The sequence below is a fragment of the Allobosea eneae genome (genome assembly GCF_042657265.1).
Classification (GTDB): domain Bacteria; phylum Pseudomonadota; class Alphaproteobacteria; order Rhizobiales; family Beijerinckiaceae; genus Allobosea; species Allobosea eneae.
In genome coordinates, this window is sequence record NZ_JBHSLW010000042.1 from 60,047 (window position 1) to 76,597 (window position 16,551).

Here is a 16,551-nt window from a genome sequence, read left to right on the forward strand (position 1 = left end):
CCCGGATCGTTACGGGGCCGTATCATTATCGCACCGAGAACAGCGCGCAACCGGAGTCGCCGAGCAGGCTTAACGGCCTCCGTAAAGCTGCTTCGCCAGCGCGTAGGTCAACCGCGCTGCCTGGCACTCGCCGCCTTCGGGCCGGCCGGGCTTGGTCGAGGGGTTCCAGCCATAGATGTCGAAATGGGCGTAGGAGCGGCTCTTCTCGACGAAGCGGTTGAGGAACAGCGCCGCCGTCACCGAGCCGGCAAAAGCGCCGCCAGAGACGTTGTTGAGATCGGCGATCTTGGACTCGAGCATGCCGTCATAGGGCGGCCAGAGCGGCATGCGCCAGACCGGGTCGTTCACCGCGGCGCTGAGACGGGCAATCTCGGCGGCGAGCCCGTCGTCATGGCTGTAGAAGGGTGGCAGATCGGGCCCGAGCGCGACGCGGGCCGCGCCGGTCAGCGTGGCGAAATCGATCAGCAATTCCGGCGCCTCCTCGTCGGCGAGCGCCAGCGCATCGGCAAGGATGAGTCTGCCCTCGGCGTCGGTATTGCCGATCTCGACGGTCAGTCCCTTGCGGCTCTGCAGCACGTCGCCGGGACGGAAGGAGGAGCCGGAGACGGCGTTCTCGACCGCGGGCACCAAGAGGCGCAGGCGGACCTTCAGCTTCGCCTGCATGATCATGCTCGCAGCGGCAATCGCCGCCGCCGCGCCGCCCATGTCCTTCTTCATCAGCAGCATGCCGGCATCGGTCTTGAGGTTGAGCCCGCCGGTGTCGAAGGCGACACCCTTGCCGACCAGGGTCAGCTTCGGATCGCCCTCCTTGCCCCAACGCAGATCGATCAGCCGCGGCGCCCGGGGCGAAGCCCGGCCGACGGCATGGATCATCGGCAAATTGCCGGTGAGCAGCTCGTCGCCGACGGTGCTGGAAACCTCGGCGTCATGGGTTTCGCCGAGCCCGCGGACCGCGGCCTCGATCTCGGCCGGTCCCAAATCTGCAGCGGAGGTGTTGACGAGATCGCGCGCCAGCGCGCTCGCCTGCGCCAGATTGGTCAGTTCCTCGCCGTCGACCCTCTCGGGCAGGACCAGCCGTGCAGTGATCGGCTTCGGCTTGCGGTAGCGCTCGAAGCGATAGGCGGTCAGCAACCAGCCGAGCGCGGCGAGATTGGGGTCGCCGATATCACCGGCCAGGGCGTAGTTGCCCGGTGGCAGCGTCGCGGCAAGGCGGCCGGGTGCGAAGGGATCACGCCGGCGCGGGCTAACCGGTTCGACACCGAGCATCACGGCGGCGAGCGCGCCGGTCGTATCCGGCAGCAGGACGTGCTGGCCCGGCCGTGCTTCGAACCCCTGCGCCCGCGCGAAGCTGCGCGGGACCGGCGGGAGCCCGTCACGCAGGGCCGGCCAATCGGCCTTGGCGACGCAATGGACGGGGATGGCGGGCGTTCCGGCAGGCAGCAGCAAGGGGTGCACGATCGACGAACCTCGGATGGCGAAAGCATCGGAGCCGGCATGGGCTGCCGGCTCCGGCTGGCCTGATTAACAATCCGTTAGGGTTAACGTTTTATCACCGAGGGCAACAGCTTTCCCGTATCGGCGAGGCATTTTGAGTCTATGTCCATCCGCATGCGTGCCCTCCGTTTCGGCCATCTCGCCGCCGCCTCCGCCCTCTGCCTCGCGCTCGGCGCCTGCCAGATGCGCGGCGGCCCCGGCGACGTCACCGGTTCGATCGGCGCTAGGCCGACCCAGCCCCAAACCGAGGCGCAATGGCGCAGCGAAGAGGCCGACTGGGCCAAGCGCTATGAAGCGAACCAGAGGGACCGCGACGCTGCGTTCTTCTACGCGCGGGCGCTGCGGGCGCTGGACAAGAACGCCCAGGCGCTCGCCATTCTGGAAGGCGCCGTGATCATCCATACCGAGGATCGCGAGCTGCTCGGCGCCTATGGCCGTTCGCTCGCCGACAACGGCCGGCTGAAGCAGGCCGATGACGTGCTGAGCCGGGCGCATCTGCCGGAAAAGCCGGATTGGCGGATCCTGTCGGCGCAAGGCACCGTGGCCGACCAGCTCGGCGAGCACGATCGCGCCCAGCAGCTCTATTCGGCCGCATTGAAGATCATGCCGAACGAGCCGACGGTGATGTCCAATCTCGGTCTCTCGCTCGCCCTGGCGAAGCGTCTGCCGGATGCCGAGCGCGTTCTGCGCGAGGCGGCAGCGACGCCTCGGGCCGATGCCCGGGTGCGCCAGAACCTGGTTCTTGTCCTCGGCCTGCAGGGGCGTTTCCAAGACGCTGAGCAGATCGCCCGGCAGGATATGAGCTCGGCGGACGCCGCAGCGACGATCGCCTATCTGCGCCGTTCGGTCAGCCAACCCAACAGCTGGGACATGCTGCGCGGCGGCAAGGGCAAGCCGGCGGCACGCGCGGCAGCCCCTGATAAGGCTGCGCAGCCGGCTGGCTGATCGCGTCCGCGCCCTGTCCTAGACACGCACTGTCCCAGACTTGCCGCGACAGCGGGGCGAAGCGTCGTCCCGTCCGGCGCTCGGACCACCGCCGGCGCATGACCAGGCATCGCCCGAGAAAAGATGGACACGGGCGCAGGCGCCTGGCCGCCCGCCGTCAGAAGGCCTTGAAGGCCTTGAGCACGGCCGGGGTCATGATCACCACGAAGAGCACCGGCAGGAAGAACAGGATCATCGGCACGGTCAGCTTCGGCGGCAGGGCGGCTGCCTTCTTCTCGGCTTCGTTCATCCGCTGATCGCGGCTTTCCTGCGCGAGCGTGCGCAGGGCGGTGCCGAGCGGCGTGCCGTAGCGTTCGGCCTGGATCAGCGCCGTGCAGACCGACTTCACCGATTCCAGCCCTGTGCGCGCGGCTAGGTTCTCATAGGCCTGCCGGCGCTCGGACAGATAGGACAGCTCGGCCGTGCAGAGCGCGAACTCTTCGGCCAGCGGCACCGACTGGCTGCCGATCTCTGCCGAGACCTTGCGGAAGGCGAGCTCGATCGACATGCCCGATTCCACGCAGATCAGCATCAGGTCGAGTGCGTCCGGGAAGGCGCGCCGCATCGACAGCTGCCGTTTGTTCATCGCGTTGGAGAGATAGATCTCGGGGGCCTTGATGCCGAGATAGGCCGCGCCGATCACGAGCCCGACCCGGACGAGCACGGTCTGGCCTAGGCTGTTGAGCACGAAGAGGTAGAACAGCGCGAACAGGAACAGGCCGATCGGGGTGATCAGTCTGAAGAAGAGAAACCCGATCTCGGCCTGCTGCCCGCGGAATCCCGCCATTGTGAGTTGCCGCTTGGCGGTCTCGGTGCCGAGCCAGTCGCCGAGTTTGAAGCGCTCGACGATATCGCGCATGAACGCCTTCGGCTCCTGGCGAAGCGAGATCTTGTCCACCTGCCGCGCCAGCCGGTCGCGCTCGCGGGCGCGGATCTTGTCGCGTTCGGTGGCGACGGATTTCATGCGCTTGCCCAGCATATTGCCGTCGAGCAGGGGCGCCGCCACGGTCATGATGGTCACCGTCACGGCCACGCCGCCGACCAGCGCGAGCATGACCCTCATATCGGTGAGGCTGTCGATCAGGAGCGCAAGCATGCCGAGGGCTCCTCAGATCTCGAAATTGATCATCTTGCGCATCACCAGCACGCCGGTCGTCATCCAGACGGCGCAGCCGACGAGCGCGATCCGGCCTGCATCGGTCGTCCAGAGCGCGTCCATGTAGCCGGGGCTCGTCAGGTAGACGAGGCCCGCCACCGCGGGGGGCAAGGAGCCGATGATCGCGGCCGATGCCTTCGCTTCCATCGACACGGCCTTGATCTTGTCCCGCATCTTGCGGCGCTCGCGGATGACGCGCGAGAGGTTGGCGAGGGTTTCGGCGAGATTGCCGCCGGTCTTCTGCTGGATCGCCAGCACGATGCCGAAGAAATTGGCCTCGGCGCAGGGCATGCGTTCGAACAGCTTGGTCGCGGCATCTGTCAGGGACAGGCCGAGCGTCTGCGCCTCGACGATCAGCCGGAACTCGGTCTTGACCGGCTCCTGGGCCTCGTTGGCGATGATCCGCAGGCAGTCGTTCAGCGGCAGGCCCGACTTGATGCCGCGCACGATGACATCGAGCGCGTTCGGGAATTCATTGGTGAAGCGCAGCATCCGCTTCTTGCCGAGATAGGACAGATACCAGCGCGTCAGGCCGAACAGGCCGATCAGGAAGCCGACCAGCCCTACGCCCCAATTGCCCGAGCCGGCGAAGAGCAGGATGCCCAGCACGACGCCCGCCACGGCGCTGACGAGCCAATACTGCTTGAGCGACCACGACAGGCCGGCTTGCTCGATACGACCCTCGATGGTGAGCTTGTGGCGCGCCTTCTCCCGATTCTCGATATCCTTCAGGCTCTGCGCGACCTGCCCGCGCCTGGCCTGGCTCTGCGCCTCGCGGTCGGCCGCCGCACGGACCGCTGCCGGGGCGGCGAATTCGCGGCGACGCTGCTCGGCGCGCGCCTGGCCACTGAGCCGCGGATAGAGCAGGGCGTAAGCGATGCCGCCTGCCGAGATGGCGGCGAGGATGGCGGCTGCGACCTGGCCATAGTCCATGACCTTCTCCCCGCGCTCAGGCCTCGGCCACGCCCTCGGCCTCGAGCTGGTCGAGCGCCGTGGCGAGCCGCTGCTCGTCGCCGAAATAGCGCGCACGCTCCCAGAGGCGCGGCCGGCCGATGCCGGTCGAGCGATGGCGGCCGATCAGCCGCCCGTTCGGATCCTCGCCGAGCACGTCGTAGAGCATCAGGTCCTGGGTGATGATCACGTCGCCTTCCATGCCCATCACCTCGGTGATGTGGGTGATGCGGCGCGAGCCGTCGCGCATGCGCTGCGCCTGGATGATCACGTCGATCGAGGAGCAGATCATCTCGCGCAATGTCTTCGAGGGCAGGCTGAAGCCGCCCATGGTGATCATCGACTCGATGCGGCTCAGGCACTCGCGCGGAGTGTTGGCGTGCAGCGTGCCCATCGAGCCGTCATGGCCGGTGTTCATCGCCTGGAGCAGGTCGAAGGCCTCGGGTCCGCGCACCTCGCCGACGATGATGCGCTCGGGGCGCATGCGCAGGCAGTTCTTGACGAGATCGCGCATCGTCACCGCGCCGGAGCCCTCGAGATTGGGCGGGCGCGTCTCGAGGCGTACCACATGCGGCTGCTGCAACTGCAGCTCGGCCGCGTCCTCGCAGGTGATGATGCGCTCGTCGTGCTCGATATAGTTGGTCAGGCAGTTGAGCAGCGTCGTCTTGCCCGAGCCCGTACCGCCTGAGATCACGACATTGCAGCGGACCCGCCCGATGATCTTCAGGATCTCGGCGCCGGGCGGCGAGATCGCGCCGAAGCGCATGAGCTGGTCGAGCGTCAGCTTGTCCTTCTTGAACTTGCGGATGGTGAGCGCCGGGCCGTCGATGGCGAGCGGCGGCGCGATCACGTTGACGCGTGAGCCGTCGGCGAGGCGCGCGTCGCAGATCGGCGAGGCCTCGTCGACGCGGCGCCCGACCTGGCTGACGATGCGCTGGCAGATGTTCATCAGCTGCGCATTGTCGCGGAAGCGGATGCTGGTCAGCTGGATCTTGCCGCCGGTCTCGATATAGGTCTTGCCGGACCCGTTGACCATGATGTCGGCGATGTCGTCGCGCGCCAGCAGCGGCTCGAGCGGACCATAGCCGAGCACGTCGTTGCAGATGTCGTCGAGCAGCTCTTCCTGCTCGGAGATCGAGAGCACGACGTTCTTCAGCGAGATGATCTCGTTGATGATGTCGCGGATCTCCTCGCGGGCCGATTCGCCGTCGAGCTTGGCCAGCTGCGAGAGATCGATCGCTTCGATGAGAGCACCGAAGATCATGCTCTTCATCTGGTAGTATTCGTCGGACTTCGGCGCCTCGACGGGCGGCGGCGGCGGCGCGCGGCGCGCCTCGGCGGCGGCCGGGCGCATCTCGACCGAGCGCGCCAGCGCGGACGGCGCCGGGCTCGCCAGTGTCGTCTGGGCCGTGGCTGAGGCTGTTGCCTGCCGCTTGCCGAACATGTCAGACCTTCCGACGTATGAGCTTCGCGACGAGCGGCTCGAGCAGGCTGCGCTTGCCGCGCTTCTGCTCGCCGCGTCCGGTCAGAACGGTGGCGATCTGGACGAAGGCTTCCGCAACCTTTCCACCAGACTGGATTTCGGCGATCATCTGGCCGTTGTTGGCGGCCGTACCGAAGAGCTGGGCGTCGAAGGGGATCGAACTCATCACCTCGATCCCGATCGCCTTGGCGAATTCGCCGGCGTCGATCTCGGGGCGCTTGGGCAATCCGACCTGGTTCAGGATCATTCGCGGCATCGAGTCGTTCGGCCGGGCCGCGCGAAGCAGATCAACCAGATTCTTGGCGTTGCGCAGCGAGGCGAGCTCGGGAGCGGCGACAATCGCGACCTCGTCAGCTCCGATCAGCGCGCGCTTGGCCCAGCCGGTCCACAGATGCGGCACGTCGAGCACGATGCAGGGCACGCTGCCGCGCAACAGATCGAAAAGAAGCTCAAACGCGTCCTCGCCGAGGTCAACGGTCCGATCCAGCATGGCCGGAGCGGCCAGCAAAGACAGATTGTCGCTACAGCGCGACAAGAGCCGGTCGAGCATATTGGCGTCTAGCCGTTCCGGAGCGAACACGGCATCGGCGATACCCTGCGGCGGGTCCTGGTTGAAATCCAACCCGGCGGTGCCGAAAGCGATGTCGAGATCGGCGATCACCGTCGAGGCGTCGAGATTGCGGGCGATCGCCCAAGCGACATTGTGCGCGACGGTGGAGGCGCCGACACCGCCCTTAGCACCGACGACGGCGACGGTGCGCCCCAGCGCCGCCGAGCCCGAAGCGGCATAGAGTTCCGACAAGGTGCGCAACAGGTCGAGAATCCCGAACGGGGCAACCAGATAGTCGCTGACGCCGCGCCGGATCAGCTCGCGATAGAGCTGGATGTCGTTGACGTGGCCGATCACAACCACCTTGGTGCCGGGATCGCAGCTTTCGGCAAGCGCCTCGAGATTGGCGATGAGCGCAGACGGCTCGGTGACAGTTTCGAGCACGATAACATTGGGCGTCGGCGCACCGCGGAACGCCTCGACCGCCGCGGCCGGCCCGCCCATCTGGATGCGCGCCTGGACCTTGTCCATGCGCCGGTCGGCCGCAACCGTCTGCATCGCGTCCGCCACCTCCCGCGTCTCGCAGAAGGCCTGCAACGTCACGCGCGGCAGCGGGGCGATGATCTCCTCGCCGCCCATGTCCGGCTCGAATCCCGGCATGTTCGCCATCATTTGCCTCCGACGGCGTCGCTGAGCTTGGTCTGCTCCTGACGATACTGTGTCGAGGGGTCCTTGCCCTCGCGCAGCTTCTTGATCGCCTCCATGCGCTTTTGCGTGTCGAGGCGGCCCTCGCCGCGCGCTCGCACCAGGTCGAGCGGGTCGGCGATCTGCGCCGCCAGATTGGCCTGGCTGGCGCAGCCCAGATTCCAATAGGGCTCGTTCATCGCACCCGTCTTGTAGCTGGAGGCGCCGAGATCGGTCGGCCATTGCCCGCAGGAATGCGGCAATCCGGCCTGCAGCGAGGCGTATGTCAGGCGGATCGGCGAGGCGAGCTCGGGATCGGCGATGCGATAGGTCCTGACCGAAAGCGCGCCGGGCGAGACCCCGGCCCGGGCGAGCGAGCGGCGGATGCCGTCGAGCGTGTCGTGGGTCGCAAGATCGCGCCCGGTTCCCGTCGGCACCTCGGCGACGAGCCCGCCCTTGCCGCTGCGGCGATAGTCCTCGCCGAAGCGGGCGACGTCGTCGGCCTGGCGCGGGTCGAGTCCGCCCCCGGCCCGGCCGACGAAGACGTCGAGCGAACGCGGCGCGTCGCGCAGCACGATCGGGTGGCGCTCACGGGTGTCGATGGGAACACCGGAGGTCGAGAGGTCACCCTTGGCGCAGGCCCCGAGCAGGAGCGCAACGCCAAGCACTGCGACGGGCAGCGCAGCCCGGCCTGCGTGGTGCGGATTGCTAGTCACGATCACGATCGCCATCCTTGTCGTGGCTCCATCCTCAATCCGCGATGAAGCCGACGCGGCCCTTGTAGGCCTGCGGAATCGGCCCGCCGCTCGTCGACCCGTAGATCTTGTTCAGACGCCCCATCAGAATGGTCTGGGCGTCATGCGCCTCGACGAAGCCGTCATCGGGGCGCTGCAGTGCGTTGGGGCCGACCGGCTTCACGATGTAGGGGGTCACCGCGATCATCAATTCGGTCTCCTCGCGCAGATAGTCGCGCGAGCGGAACAGCGTGCCGATGATCGGAATGTTCATCAGCCCGGGCAGGCCGTTGATCGCCTGGCGCGAGACGCGCTGGATCAGCCCGGCCGTCGCTAAGGTGCCGCCGGAGGGCAGTTCAACCGTGGTGTCCGACTTGCGCGTCCGGAAGCCTGGCGCATTGACCGAGCCCGTCTGGGTGCTGTCGGCGAGGCGCAGCTGGTTCTCGGCGTCGAGCTCGGTGACCTCGGTCCCGATGCGCATCGAGATCCGGCCTTCCGACATCACGATCGGCGTGAAGTTCAAGGATACGCCGATCGTCTTGTAGACGATGCTGAGATTGCAGCGCCCCGAGATGTCGCAGCTATAGCCGTTCGGGACGGGGATCTCGCCGCCGGCCGTGAATTTCGCGCTCTCGCCGGAGATCGCCGTGACCGTGGGCTCCGCGAGGATGCGAGACAGGCCCGCCCGCTCGAGCGCCCGCATCGTGATATTGGACGATTTGCCGATCCCGGCGCCGATCGCCGTCGCGGCGAGCTGCTGCGGCTGCACCGAGAACGGGTTGTCGATGGTCGGCGTGATGCTGAGATTGCCCAGCTTCCATTCGCCGGTCGAGTTGATGCCGAGCTGCTTGATCGCCTTGCGGGCGACCTCGGAGACCGTGACCTTGACCATCACCTGGTCGCGCCCGCGAATAGTCAGCGAGTTGATCACCGCGCCCTTGCTCGTCGTCTGGATCGCTCCTTGCGTGGTCGACGAACCGACGAAGGCGTTGGCGATGTCGACCGCCTGCGTCGCTTCGGACGCATTGGCGACCGTCCCGACGAGCAGGATCGAATCGCCCGCCGGCTTGACCTGGATGTCGGCGCCCGGCATCGCCGTGCGCAGCGTCTGGCGCAGCACGTTGAGGTCGCGGCCGACCTCGATCTCCAGCGCCGTGATCTGCCTGCCTTCGGCATCCATCACGAACATCGAGGTCGAGCCGTCGGCCATGCCGATGACGAAGAGCTTGCGGGCCGAGCGGACCACGGCGTTCGCCACCTTGGGATTGGCGACGAAGACCTCCTTGGCGTCGCGCGGCAGTTCGACGATCAGCGAGCGCCCGATCGAGAGGTCGAGCCGGCGCGAGATCGCATGCTCGCTGGCCCCGACATTCAGCACCGGCGCGGCACCCTTGCTCTGCGCCAGCGCCGGCATGATGGGGAGCGGCATGGCCAGAGGCAGGATCGCCAGCGACAATGCGAGGCGGCGCTTGCGTGCAGGACGGGACAGCAGTTCTGAAATCGGCATCGGGATCATGGCTTCACCGCCTTGGTGACGACGCCGTAGCGCACAAGCGTGAGGCCGCCGTCATCGACCGGAGTGCTCTTGTCGCCGGCATCCTGCAGGCTGCGCAGCGCCAGCGAGAGGCTGCTGGTCTTCTGTGCCAGCGTCACGGCCTCGACCTGCTTGGGATCGAGCTCGAGCGTCGCCGTCTCGCCGACGACGACCTTCTCGCCGTTCTTTTCCTGGATGCTCTGGCCGATCGCCAGCACCCTGACATTGGCGATGAGGGTCTCGCTGATCGGCGGCGAGCCGTCCTTCGAGTTGCTGTCGTCCCGGGTCGTGCGGATCACGTCGACGCGGTCGTTCGGCAGGATGAAGCCGCCGGCGGTGTTGGCGCCGCGATTGTCAGTGGTGATGGCGACGGCACGTTTGCCCTGCGGCAGGATCGCCGAGAGGAAGCCGGAATCGGCCTTGAGCAGTTTCTCGCGCCGGATCGGTTCTGAGGCATAGAGCGGGGCGCGGGCGATCTGGCCGACGAACTCGGCTTCGCCGCCGGGCAGATCCTGACGGCGGATCACCTCGGTCGGCAGGCTCGCCAGCGGCCAGGCCAGCCATTTGAGATCGCCGGCGGCAAGCTTGTTGCCGAGCGGCACGTCTGCGGCCGCCACGAGCACCTCGACCGTGGGCGCGGGCATGACCTTGGTCTGCGATGGCGTGGTGACCTTGGGCGGCCGGCTGATCAGCAGGGCTGCACCGAGGCCGGCGACCACCGCAATGGCGAGAATGATGATGCGGGCGGAACTCATGGCGCAGGATCCTTGGTCGGCATGCGCCAACCCTCAGCCGGATCGTGGCCTTCGAATCGTCAACTTATGGTTAACCGGAGGTATCTTTTTGCGCGGATCGACCGTTTCGAAACAGGATCCGAACGCTCAGGCCCCAATCGCGGCGCGCCAAATCGCAGTATCGGGCAGAACCACGAGCGCGGACGCGGCGAGCGCGATGCCATAGGGCACACCCTGCTTGACGTCGTGCAGCCGCTGCGCCCAGGCCCAGCCGCTCGCCAGAGCGGGCAGCGGCGCGGCACGCAGCTTAAGGATCAATGCCGTCAGCAGTCCACCGCCGAGCGATGCGATGAAAAGATAGGGGAGCAATTGATCGAAGCCAATCCAAAGGGCCGTCACCGCGGCAAGCTTGGCATCGCCACCACCGATCCAGCCGGCGGCGAACATCGCGAAGCAGACGGCGAGCACCACCCCCCCGGCCGCGAGATGCCAACCGGCGGCTGTCCAGCCGATGCCTGTTAAAGCCGCGCACAATCCGAAGGCGACGAGCAGCGCCAAGCAAAGCCAGTTCGGGATCGTCATCGTCGTGAGATCGCTCGCCGCCGCGTAGGCCATCGCAGCCGGGAAGACGATAAGGACGGCGATCAGCGACAGGGACATGGCATCCATCCGGATGAGTAACATCAGGGATTATAGGCGCCGGATATCACCAGAACCTTATGCGGCAGCTGGCGACCGAAGCACGATAGAACGCCCCGGACGATGTCCGGGGCGTCTGTTTCCGTATCGTGGCGGGGTATCAGCCGCCGAGGCCCTTCAGAACGTCCTTGAACTTGGCGTCGAGCGCCGGGCCGATGGCGGTCCAGGTGCCGATGCAGACGACGGCGATCAGGGCGGCGATCAGGCCGTATTCGATGGCGGTCGCGCCGGACTCGTCCTTGGCGAAGCGCGCAAACAGGTTCTTCATGGGGTAGCTCCTTTGCACCACGTTTGACTGCTGCCTTCGCTCTAGATGGCTTCGGTCAGCGACAGGAGTGACATTACGGCGCCCATCTTGCCGATCAGTTAAAGCGATCCAATAACTCGCCGAATTTTACAGGTCTTCACTCCATGGTTAACGGGCTTTTAGGGCGCTGCGTCAGTTAATGAGAGGTATAAACCCTTCGATACTTAAAATAAAACTCGCTGTGCCGATCAGACAAATGCCACATGACGCTTCGTTAGCGTGCGCGCGCCGGCACCACAAAGCGTTCTTCATTGTGGGCGATCAGGCTTCCCGCACCGAAGCGGGAGCCCGATTGGCTCGGGAAATCGCCATCTTAGCAATCCATTCATCATTTTCGGCTTTCCTCGTCGCGTTCGAAACCTTGAGACGCGTGCGAGGTCCATTGTGATGCCGGGATCGCGGCTCTTCCAATCCTTCCAGAGGCTGGCCCTTGCCGGACTCGTAGCGGCTGCCGGCTCGAGCCTTTCGGCCGATGTCGTGCGCGCGCAGGCCCGGCTTGTTCCAGCGCCGGCCCCGGAAACGGGGGGTGAAACCGGCGATGCAAGAATCGAAGCGGTCCAGGTGACGGTCGATCACGCCAAGGTGCTGCGACTGCCCGAGAAGGCCCAGACGGTGATCGTCGGCAATCCGGCCATCGCCGACGTCACCGTCCAGCGCAACGGCGTGATGGTCGTGACCGGCAAGAGCTATGGCGTCACCAATCTGATCGCGCTCGATGCAACCGGTGCGCTGCTGGCCGAGTCCACTGTCCGGGTCGGCGCCGCCAGCGATTCGATCCTGACCGTGCAGCGCGGTCTCGAACGCGAGAGCTATTCGTGCACGCCCGCTTGCCAGCCTAGTGCGCAGCTCGGCGATTCCAAGAATTTCTTCGAGAGCACCACCGGTCAGAGCGGCGCCCGCAATGCCGCGGCGACGGGCGGGGAGAAGAAGTAGGCTCTCTCCCGCGCCCGCCCCGAAGGCCCGTCAGATCGTCTGGTTGTAGGCGCCGACTTCGGGGTTCTCGCGCAGCACACCGTCGATCGCCTTGAACATCTCGCGCATGCGCGCTTCCGAGACCGGGCTCTCGCAGACCACGACCAGCTCCGGCTTGTTCGAGGAGGCGCGGATCAGGCCCCAGGTGCCGTCCTCGTTGACGACGCGCACGCCGTTGACCGTGATGACGTCGACGATCGGCTGCCCGGCGATCTTGTCGCCCGCCGCCTGCATCGCCTGGATGCGCTTGGTGATCTTGTCGCTGACGCCATATTTGACCTCGTCAGCGCATTTGGCCGCCATGGTCGGCGTACCCCAGGTCTTCGGCACCGCGGCGTAGAGCTCGGCCATCGACTTGCCGGGGTTGCGGTCGAGCATGTCGATCACCGCGATGGCGGTGACGACGCCGTCGTCATAGCCGCGCCCGACCGGGGCGTTGAAGAAGAAGTGGCCTGACTTCTCGAAGCCGGCGAGGGCGTTGAGGTCGCGGACGCGGCGCTTGATATAGGAGTGGCCGGTCTTCCAGTAGTCGGTCTTGACGCCGAGCCTCTGCAATTCCGGATCGGTCGAGAACAGGCCGGTCGACTTGACGTCGACGACGAACTGCGCGCCCGGATTGAGCTTGCCGAGGTCGCGCGCCAGCATCACCCCGATCTTGTCGGCGAAGATCTCCTCGCCATGATTGTCGACGACGCCGCAGCGGTCGCCGTCCCCGTCGAAGCCGAGCGCGACATCGGCGCCATGCTCCCTCACGGCATCGGCCATGGCGTGCAGCATCTTCATGTCTTCGGGATTCGGATTGTAGCGCGGGAAAGTGTGGTCGAGCTCGGCATCCATCGGGATGACCTCGCAGCCGAGCGCTTCGAGGATCTGGGGCGCGAAAGCGCCGGCCGTGCCGTTGCCGCAGGCCGCGATGACCTTGAGCTTGCGGGTGATCTTCGGGCGGTTGGTCAGGTCGGCGATGTAGCGCGCCGGGAAATCCGGCACGAACTGGTAGGAGCCGCCGCCCGGCAGGTCGAAATCGCCGGCTAGAACGATGTCGCGCAACTGCCCCATCTCGTCGGGGCCGAAGGTGACCGGGCGCTGCGCGCCCATCTTGATGCCGGTCCAGCCATTGTCGTTGTGCGAGGCGGTGACCATGGCGACGCAAGGCACGTCGAGCTCGAACTGGGCGAAATAGGCCATGGGCGACATGCAGAGGCCGATATCGTGGACCTTGCAGCCGGCCGCCATCAGCCCGGTGACCAGCGCCATCTTGATCGAGGAGGAATAGCCGCGGAAATCATGCCCGGTGACGATCTCCGGCTTGACCCCCATGCGCCGGATCAGCGTGCCCAGCCCCATGCCGACGGCCTGGACGCCCATCAGGTTGAGCTCTTTCCCGAAGAACCAGCGCGCGTCGTATTCGCGAAAGCCGGTTGGCTTCACCATCGGCAGCGATTCGTAGTCGAACGTGTTGGGGAAGAGCTCGGGCAGGGGCTTCGGAAACATCGGGCCATCCATCTTCGAGGAGCGCCGGCCGTGAGGCCTGCGCGGAACCATGCAGCTGACGCGTGCGGAACGGACACGCCACAGGCTACATGAATGCAGCCTGAGCATGACAGGGCAAGGACGCAAGGCGGGCATAGCTCATCGGTATGAGGTTGGAAACCGACGGCCGGCTGTTTAGCCGCGCAGGATCATCCGACCGCTCTGGACCTCGTAGCTGCGCAGCCTGCGCAGGAAGGAGGTGCCGAGCAGGCTGATCGACAGGGCGCCAGCCGGCAGCACGATGGCGTCGACATCGCGCACCAGGATGTCGCCGAGCCGCACCTCGCGCAGCTTGGTCCTAGCCCCCTGAACCATACCATTGGCGGTGCTCAGCCCGACCGAATAGGCGGCACGATCCGGCCTGATCCCGAGCGCGCGGGCATCGGCATCGGTCAACACGACAAAGCTCGCGCCGGTATCGACCATCATCCTGACCCGATAATTGTCGATCGACGGATAGACGACATATTGGCCGTGATAGTCGGCGTGCACCGCGAGCACGCGATCGGCATTCGCTGGCGCCTGCTCGTTCGTGCCGGCATTGGCTATAGCCGGCCGCTTGCTGGCCATCCGGTCGAGCGTGCCGGCAGAGCCGAGAGCGATCAATGCGGCAAGCCCGCCAAAGCCCAGAAACAACAAGGCTGGCCGCGCCATGATCGGCCCCTCCCTCGCACACTGCCGGCAAGGCTGCCGAAAAGGTGCTGACCAACCGTAAATCGGCTTGCCGAAACGGTCGCTCGGCGTGCATTTGCGAACGGCAGAGCGATTCCAGGCTTACCTCGCGGTCAATGAAACCGCAGGCGTTTTACAGGAAACTCTTGCCGACCAGCGCCTCGATCGCCGCGCGCCGCGGCACGCTCGGCTGGGCGCCGGCAATCGTGCAAGCGAGCGAGCCGGCGGCAAGCCCGCGCTGGAGCGCGCCCGAGAAGCCGAAGCCGGCCTGCAGCGCCGCGGCGAAGGCGCCGACGAAACTGTCGCCGGCCGCGACGGTGTCGACCGCCTCGACGACTGGTGCCTCGAGCCGGCGCCGAACGCCGCCATGCCAGCCGACCGCTCCGGCGGCGCCCAGCGTGACGATGCTGGCGATGCCGCGCTCGGCGTCGACCCGCTGCGCAATGGCATCGGGTTCGGTCTCGGCCCAGCCGAGCGAGCCGGCCAGGATCTGCGCCTCGTGCTCGTTGACGATCAGGATGTCGGTGAGCGCAAGCAGGTCGGGCGCCGGCTCCCCGGCCGGAGCGAGATTGAGGATCACCCGGCCGCCGCCAGCGCGCATTGCCCGCGCGGCCCGCAGGCACTCGCCCTCCGGCACCTCGCGCTGGAGCAGCAGCAGATCACCTTCGCCGGGCTTCAGGGCCTCGACCGCATCGGCCCTTGCCAGCGCATTGGCGCCGGCCGCGACGACGATCTGGTTATGGCCGGCGGCATCGACGGCGATGAAGGCTGCGCCAGTGGGTGCCCCGACGCGGGCGACATGCGAGAGATCGACGCCATCCTCGGCCAACAGCCCGAGCGCGATCTCGGCGAAGCCGTCGCGGCCGACCGCCCCGACCAGTGTCACCCCGGCGCCGGCCCGCCTCGCTGCCAGCGCCTGGTTGGCGCCCTTGCCGCCGGGATGCAGCGCGTAGCCCGGGCCAAGCACGGTCTCGCCGGCGCCGGGCAGGCGTTCGACCGGCGTGACCAGATCGACATTGAGCGAGCCGAAGACGACGATCATGCCTGAAGGCCCCGCGCGAGGCGGGTCACAGCGGCGACGAAGGCGTCCTCTGGCGTGGTCAGGCCATGGTCCAGGCCGGCGGCGGCGAGCGCGCGGCCATAGCTTTGCGCCAGTACGCCATCGGCGACGAGATGCAGGTTGTCCAGACTGCCGAACAGGGCGCGGGCGCCTTCGATTTCCTGCGCGACCAGCAAGGCGGACAGATAGGGGCCGACCGCTCCGCCTGCCATGCGACCGCCCAGAACATCGCTGCGGGCATGAAAGGCGGCGTTGAGGAAGCCTCCCGGCCGCTGCGCCGCGGCCAGCCCGCGCCTGATGCCCTCGGTCGTGTCGTCGCCGCTCGGCTCAGTGGCGAGGCGAGACAGGATCGAATGCTCGCGCAGCAGGCCGTAGATCTCACCGGTCATGAAGCTGGCGAAACGGGTGATGCGGCCGCCCTCGACCTGCGCCCATTTCGAATGCGTGCCGGGCAGGCAGGCGATGCCGTCGGTCAACCCGAGGCCGACGATCAGCGTCTCCTCGCCGCGCATCACGTCGAAGGCGCCCTCGTCGCAGGAGAGGCCGGGCAGGATGGTGGCGCGCGTGCCGTCGCCGAGCGTGACGGCAAGGCCCGCGGCTGCGATCTCGTCCGGGCTCGCCGGGCAGGCGACATAGGGCGCCTCGACCCAGCCATTGCGGCTGCCGACCATGCCGGCGAGCAGCACCGAGGCGTCGGGCCGCGCCTCGCGGAACTCGCCGGCGATCTCGGCAAAGGCGGCCGGAAAGCCGCCCGGTGGCACTGACTGGATGCCGCGATCGGCGACGCGCCTGCCCAGCACCGCGCCGTCCTCGCCGACGAGGAAAGCGCGGGCTCGCGTCGTGCCCCAGTCGAGCGCGATCAGGGGTGTGGGCATGGCAGGCTCCGGAATTGCATGGCTTGTCCGGCGTTCCGGCCGAGGCGAAGCGAAGAGGCGTGGAATCTCCCCGGCCAGCGCGGCCCGGTCAAGCCCGGCCGGCCCTTGACGATGGGGCCTGCGGGCGCAATC

Annotated in this window: 17 protein-coding genes; 2 read left to right on the forward strand and 15 right to left on the reverse strand. The window is 67.0% G+C overall.

From position 1 onward, the window contains the following. Positions 1-69: 69 nt before the first annotated feature. Positions 70-1,458, reverse strand: a complete 1,389-nt coding sequence (locus ACFPOB_RS23905; RefSeq protein WP_377800891.1) for a leucyl aminopeptidase family protein — start codon at positions 1,456-1,458, stop codon at positions 70-72. A gap of 150 nt (positions 1,459-1,608) precedes the next feature. Here ACFPOB_RS23905 and ACFPOB_RS23910 point away from each other — a divergent pair, with 150 nt between their 5' ends. Then, entirely contained in the window at positions 1,609-2,439 is an 831-nt protein-coding gene (locus ACFPOB_RS23910; protein ID WP_377800864.1) for a tetratricopeptide repeat protein, read from the forward strand. Positions 2,440-2,596: 157 nt separating this feature from the next. Here ACFPOB_RS23910 and ACFPOB_RS23915 read toward each other — a convergent pair whose 3' ends face one another. The 10 genes from ACFPOB_RS23915 to ACFPOB_RS23960 all read right to left on the reverse strand — a co-directional run bounded on the left by ACFPOB_RS23915 (position 2,597) and on the right by ACFPOB_RS23960 (position 11,886). Further along, on the reverse strand, positions 2,597-3,574 hold the full coding sequence (locus tag ACFPOB_RS23915) for a type II secretion system F family protein (protein WP_377800865.1): 978 nt from the start codon (positions 3,572-3,574) through the stop codon (positions 2,597-2,599). A gap of 12 nt (positions 3,575-3,586) precedes the next feature. Further along, a complete protein-coding gene (locus ACFPOB_RS23920; RefSeq protein WP_377800866.1) occupies positions 3,587-4,567 on the reverse strand; it encodes a type II secretion system F family protein in 981 nt (326 codons plus the stop codon). A 16-nt stretch (positions 4,568-4,583) separates the two neighbouring features. After that, positions 4,584-6,029 (reverse strand): CpaF family protein, encoded by a 1,446-nt coding sequence (locus ACFPOB_RS23925; protein ID WP_377800867.1) that lies wholly within the window; start codon positions 6,027-6,029, stop codon positions 4,584-4,586. Between the two features lies 1 nt (position 6,030). After that, positions 6,031-7,278 (reverse strand): AAA family ATPase, encoded by a 1,248-nt coding sequence (locus ACFPOB_RS23930; protein WP_377800868.1) that lies wholly within the window; start codon positions 7,276-7,278, stop codon positions 6,031-6,033. Between the two features lie 8 nt (positions 7,279-7,286). Next, positions 7,287-8,024, reverse strand: a complete 738-nt coding sequence (locus tag ACFPOB_RS23935) for a CpaD family pilus assembly protein (protein ID WP_377800869.1) — start codon at positions 8,022-8,024, stop codon at positions 7,287-7,289. 28 nt (positions 8,025-8,052) lie between these two features. Further along, the gene (locus ACFPOB_RS23940; protein ID WP_377800892.1) at positions 8,053-9,543 is read right to left on the reverse strand and encodes a type II and III secretion system protein family protein; all 1,491 of its coding nucleotides are present in this window, start codon (positions 9,541-9,543) and stop codon (positions 8,053-8,055) included. A gap of 5 nt (positions 9,544-9,548) precedes the next feature. Beyond that, on the reverse strand, positions 9,549-10,325 hold the full coding sequence (gene cpaB / locus ACFPOB_RS23945) for a Flp pilus assembly protein CpaB (protein WP_377800870.1): 777 nt from the start codon (positions 10,323-10,325) through the stop codon (positions 9,549-9,551). A 126-nt stretch (positions 10,326-10,451) separates the two neighbouring features. Next, a complete protein-coding gene (locus ACFPOB_RS23950; RefSeq protein WP_377800871.1) occupies positions 10,452-10,964 on the reverse strand; it encodes an A24 family peptidase in 513 nt (170 codons plus the stop codon). Between the two features lie 139 nt (positions 10,965-11,103). After that, positions 11,104-11,271 carry a Flp family type IVb pilin gene (locus ACFPOB_RS23955; protein ID WP_377800872.1) on the reverse strand — a complete coding sequence of 56 codons (168 nt, stop codon included), beginning with the start codon at positions 11,269-11,271 and terminating at the stop codon, positions 11,104-11,106. Positions 11,272-11,571: 300 nt separating this feature from the next. Next, the gene (locus ACFPOB_RS23960) at positions 11,572-11,886 is read right to left on the reverse strand and encodes a hypothetical protein (protein WP_377800894.1); all 315 of its coding nucleotides are present in this window, start codon (positions 11,884-11,886) and stop codon (positions 11,572-11,574) included. Here ACFPOB_RS23960 and ACFPOB_RS23965 point away from each other — a divergent pair. Continuing rightward, positions 11,788-12,243, forward strand: coding sequence for a pilus assembly protein N-terminal domain-containing protein (locus ACFPOB_RS23965; protein ID WP_377800893.1), 456 nt, complete (start codon positions 11,788-11,790; stop codon positions 12,241-12,243). The genes ACFPOB_RS23960 and ACFPOB_RS23965 overlap by 99 nt on opposite strands. Before the next feature lie 30 nt (positions 12,244-12,273). Here ACFPOB_RS23965 and ACFPOB_RS23970 read toward each other — a convergent pair whose 3' ends face one another. From ACFPOB_RS23970 to ACFPOB_RS23985, 4 genes are all read right to left on the reverse strand, one after another. Continuing rightward, entirely contained in the window at positions 12,274-13,773 is a 1,500-nt protein-coding gene (locus ACFPOB_RS23970) for a phosphomannomutase/phosphoglucomutase (protein WP_377800873.1), read from the reverse strand. A 174-nt stretch (positions 13,774-13,947) separates the two neighbouring features. Then, positions 13,948-14,466, reverse strand: a complete 519-nt coding sequence (locus ACFPOB_RS23975) for a retropepsin-like aspartic protease family protein (RefSeq protein ID WP_377800874.1) — start codon at positions 14,464-14,466, stop codon at positions 13,948-13,950. 151 nt (positions 14,467-14,617) lie between these two features. Beyond that, positions 14,618-15,526 (reverse strand): ribokinase, encoded by a 909-nt coding sequence (locus ACFPOB_RS23980; protein WP_377800875.1) that lies wholly within the window; start codon positions 15,524-15,526, stop codon positions 14,618-14,620. Further along, complete coding sequence (locus tag ACFPOB_RS23985) at positions 15,523-16,419, reverse strand: 2-dehydro-3-deoxygalactonokinase (protein ID WP_377800876.1); 897 nt, start codon at positions 16,417-16,419, stop codon at positions 15,523-15,525. Before ACFPOB_RS23985 ends, ACFPOB_RS23980 begins: the two co-directional genes overlap by 4 nt. Between the last annotated feature and the right edge of the window lie 132 nt (positions 16,420-16,551).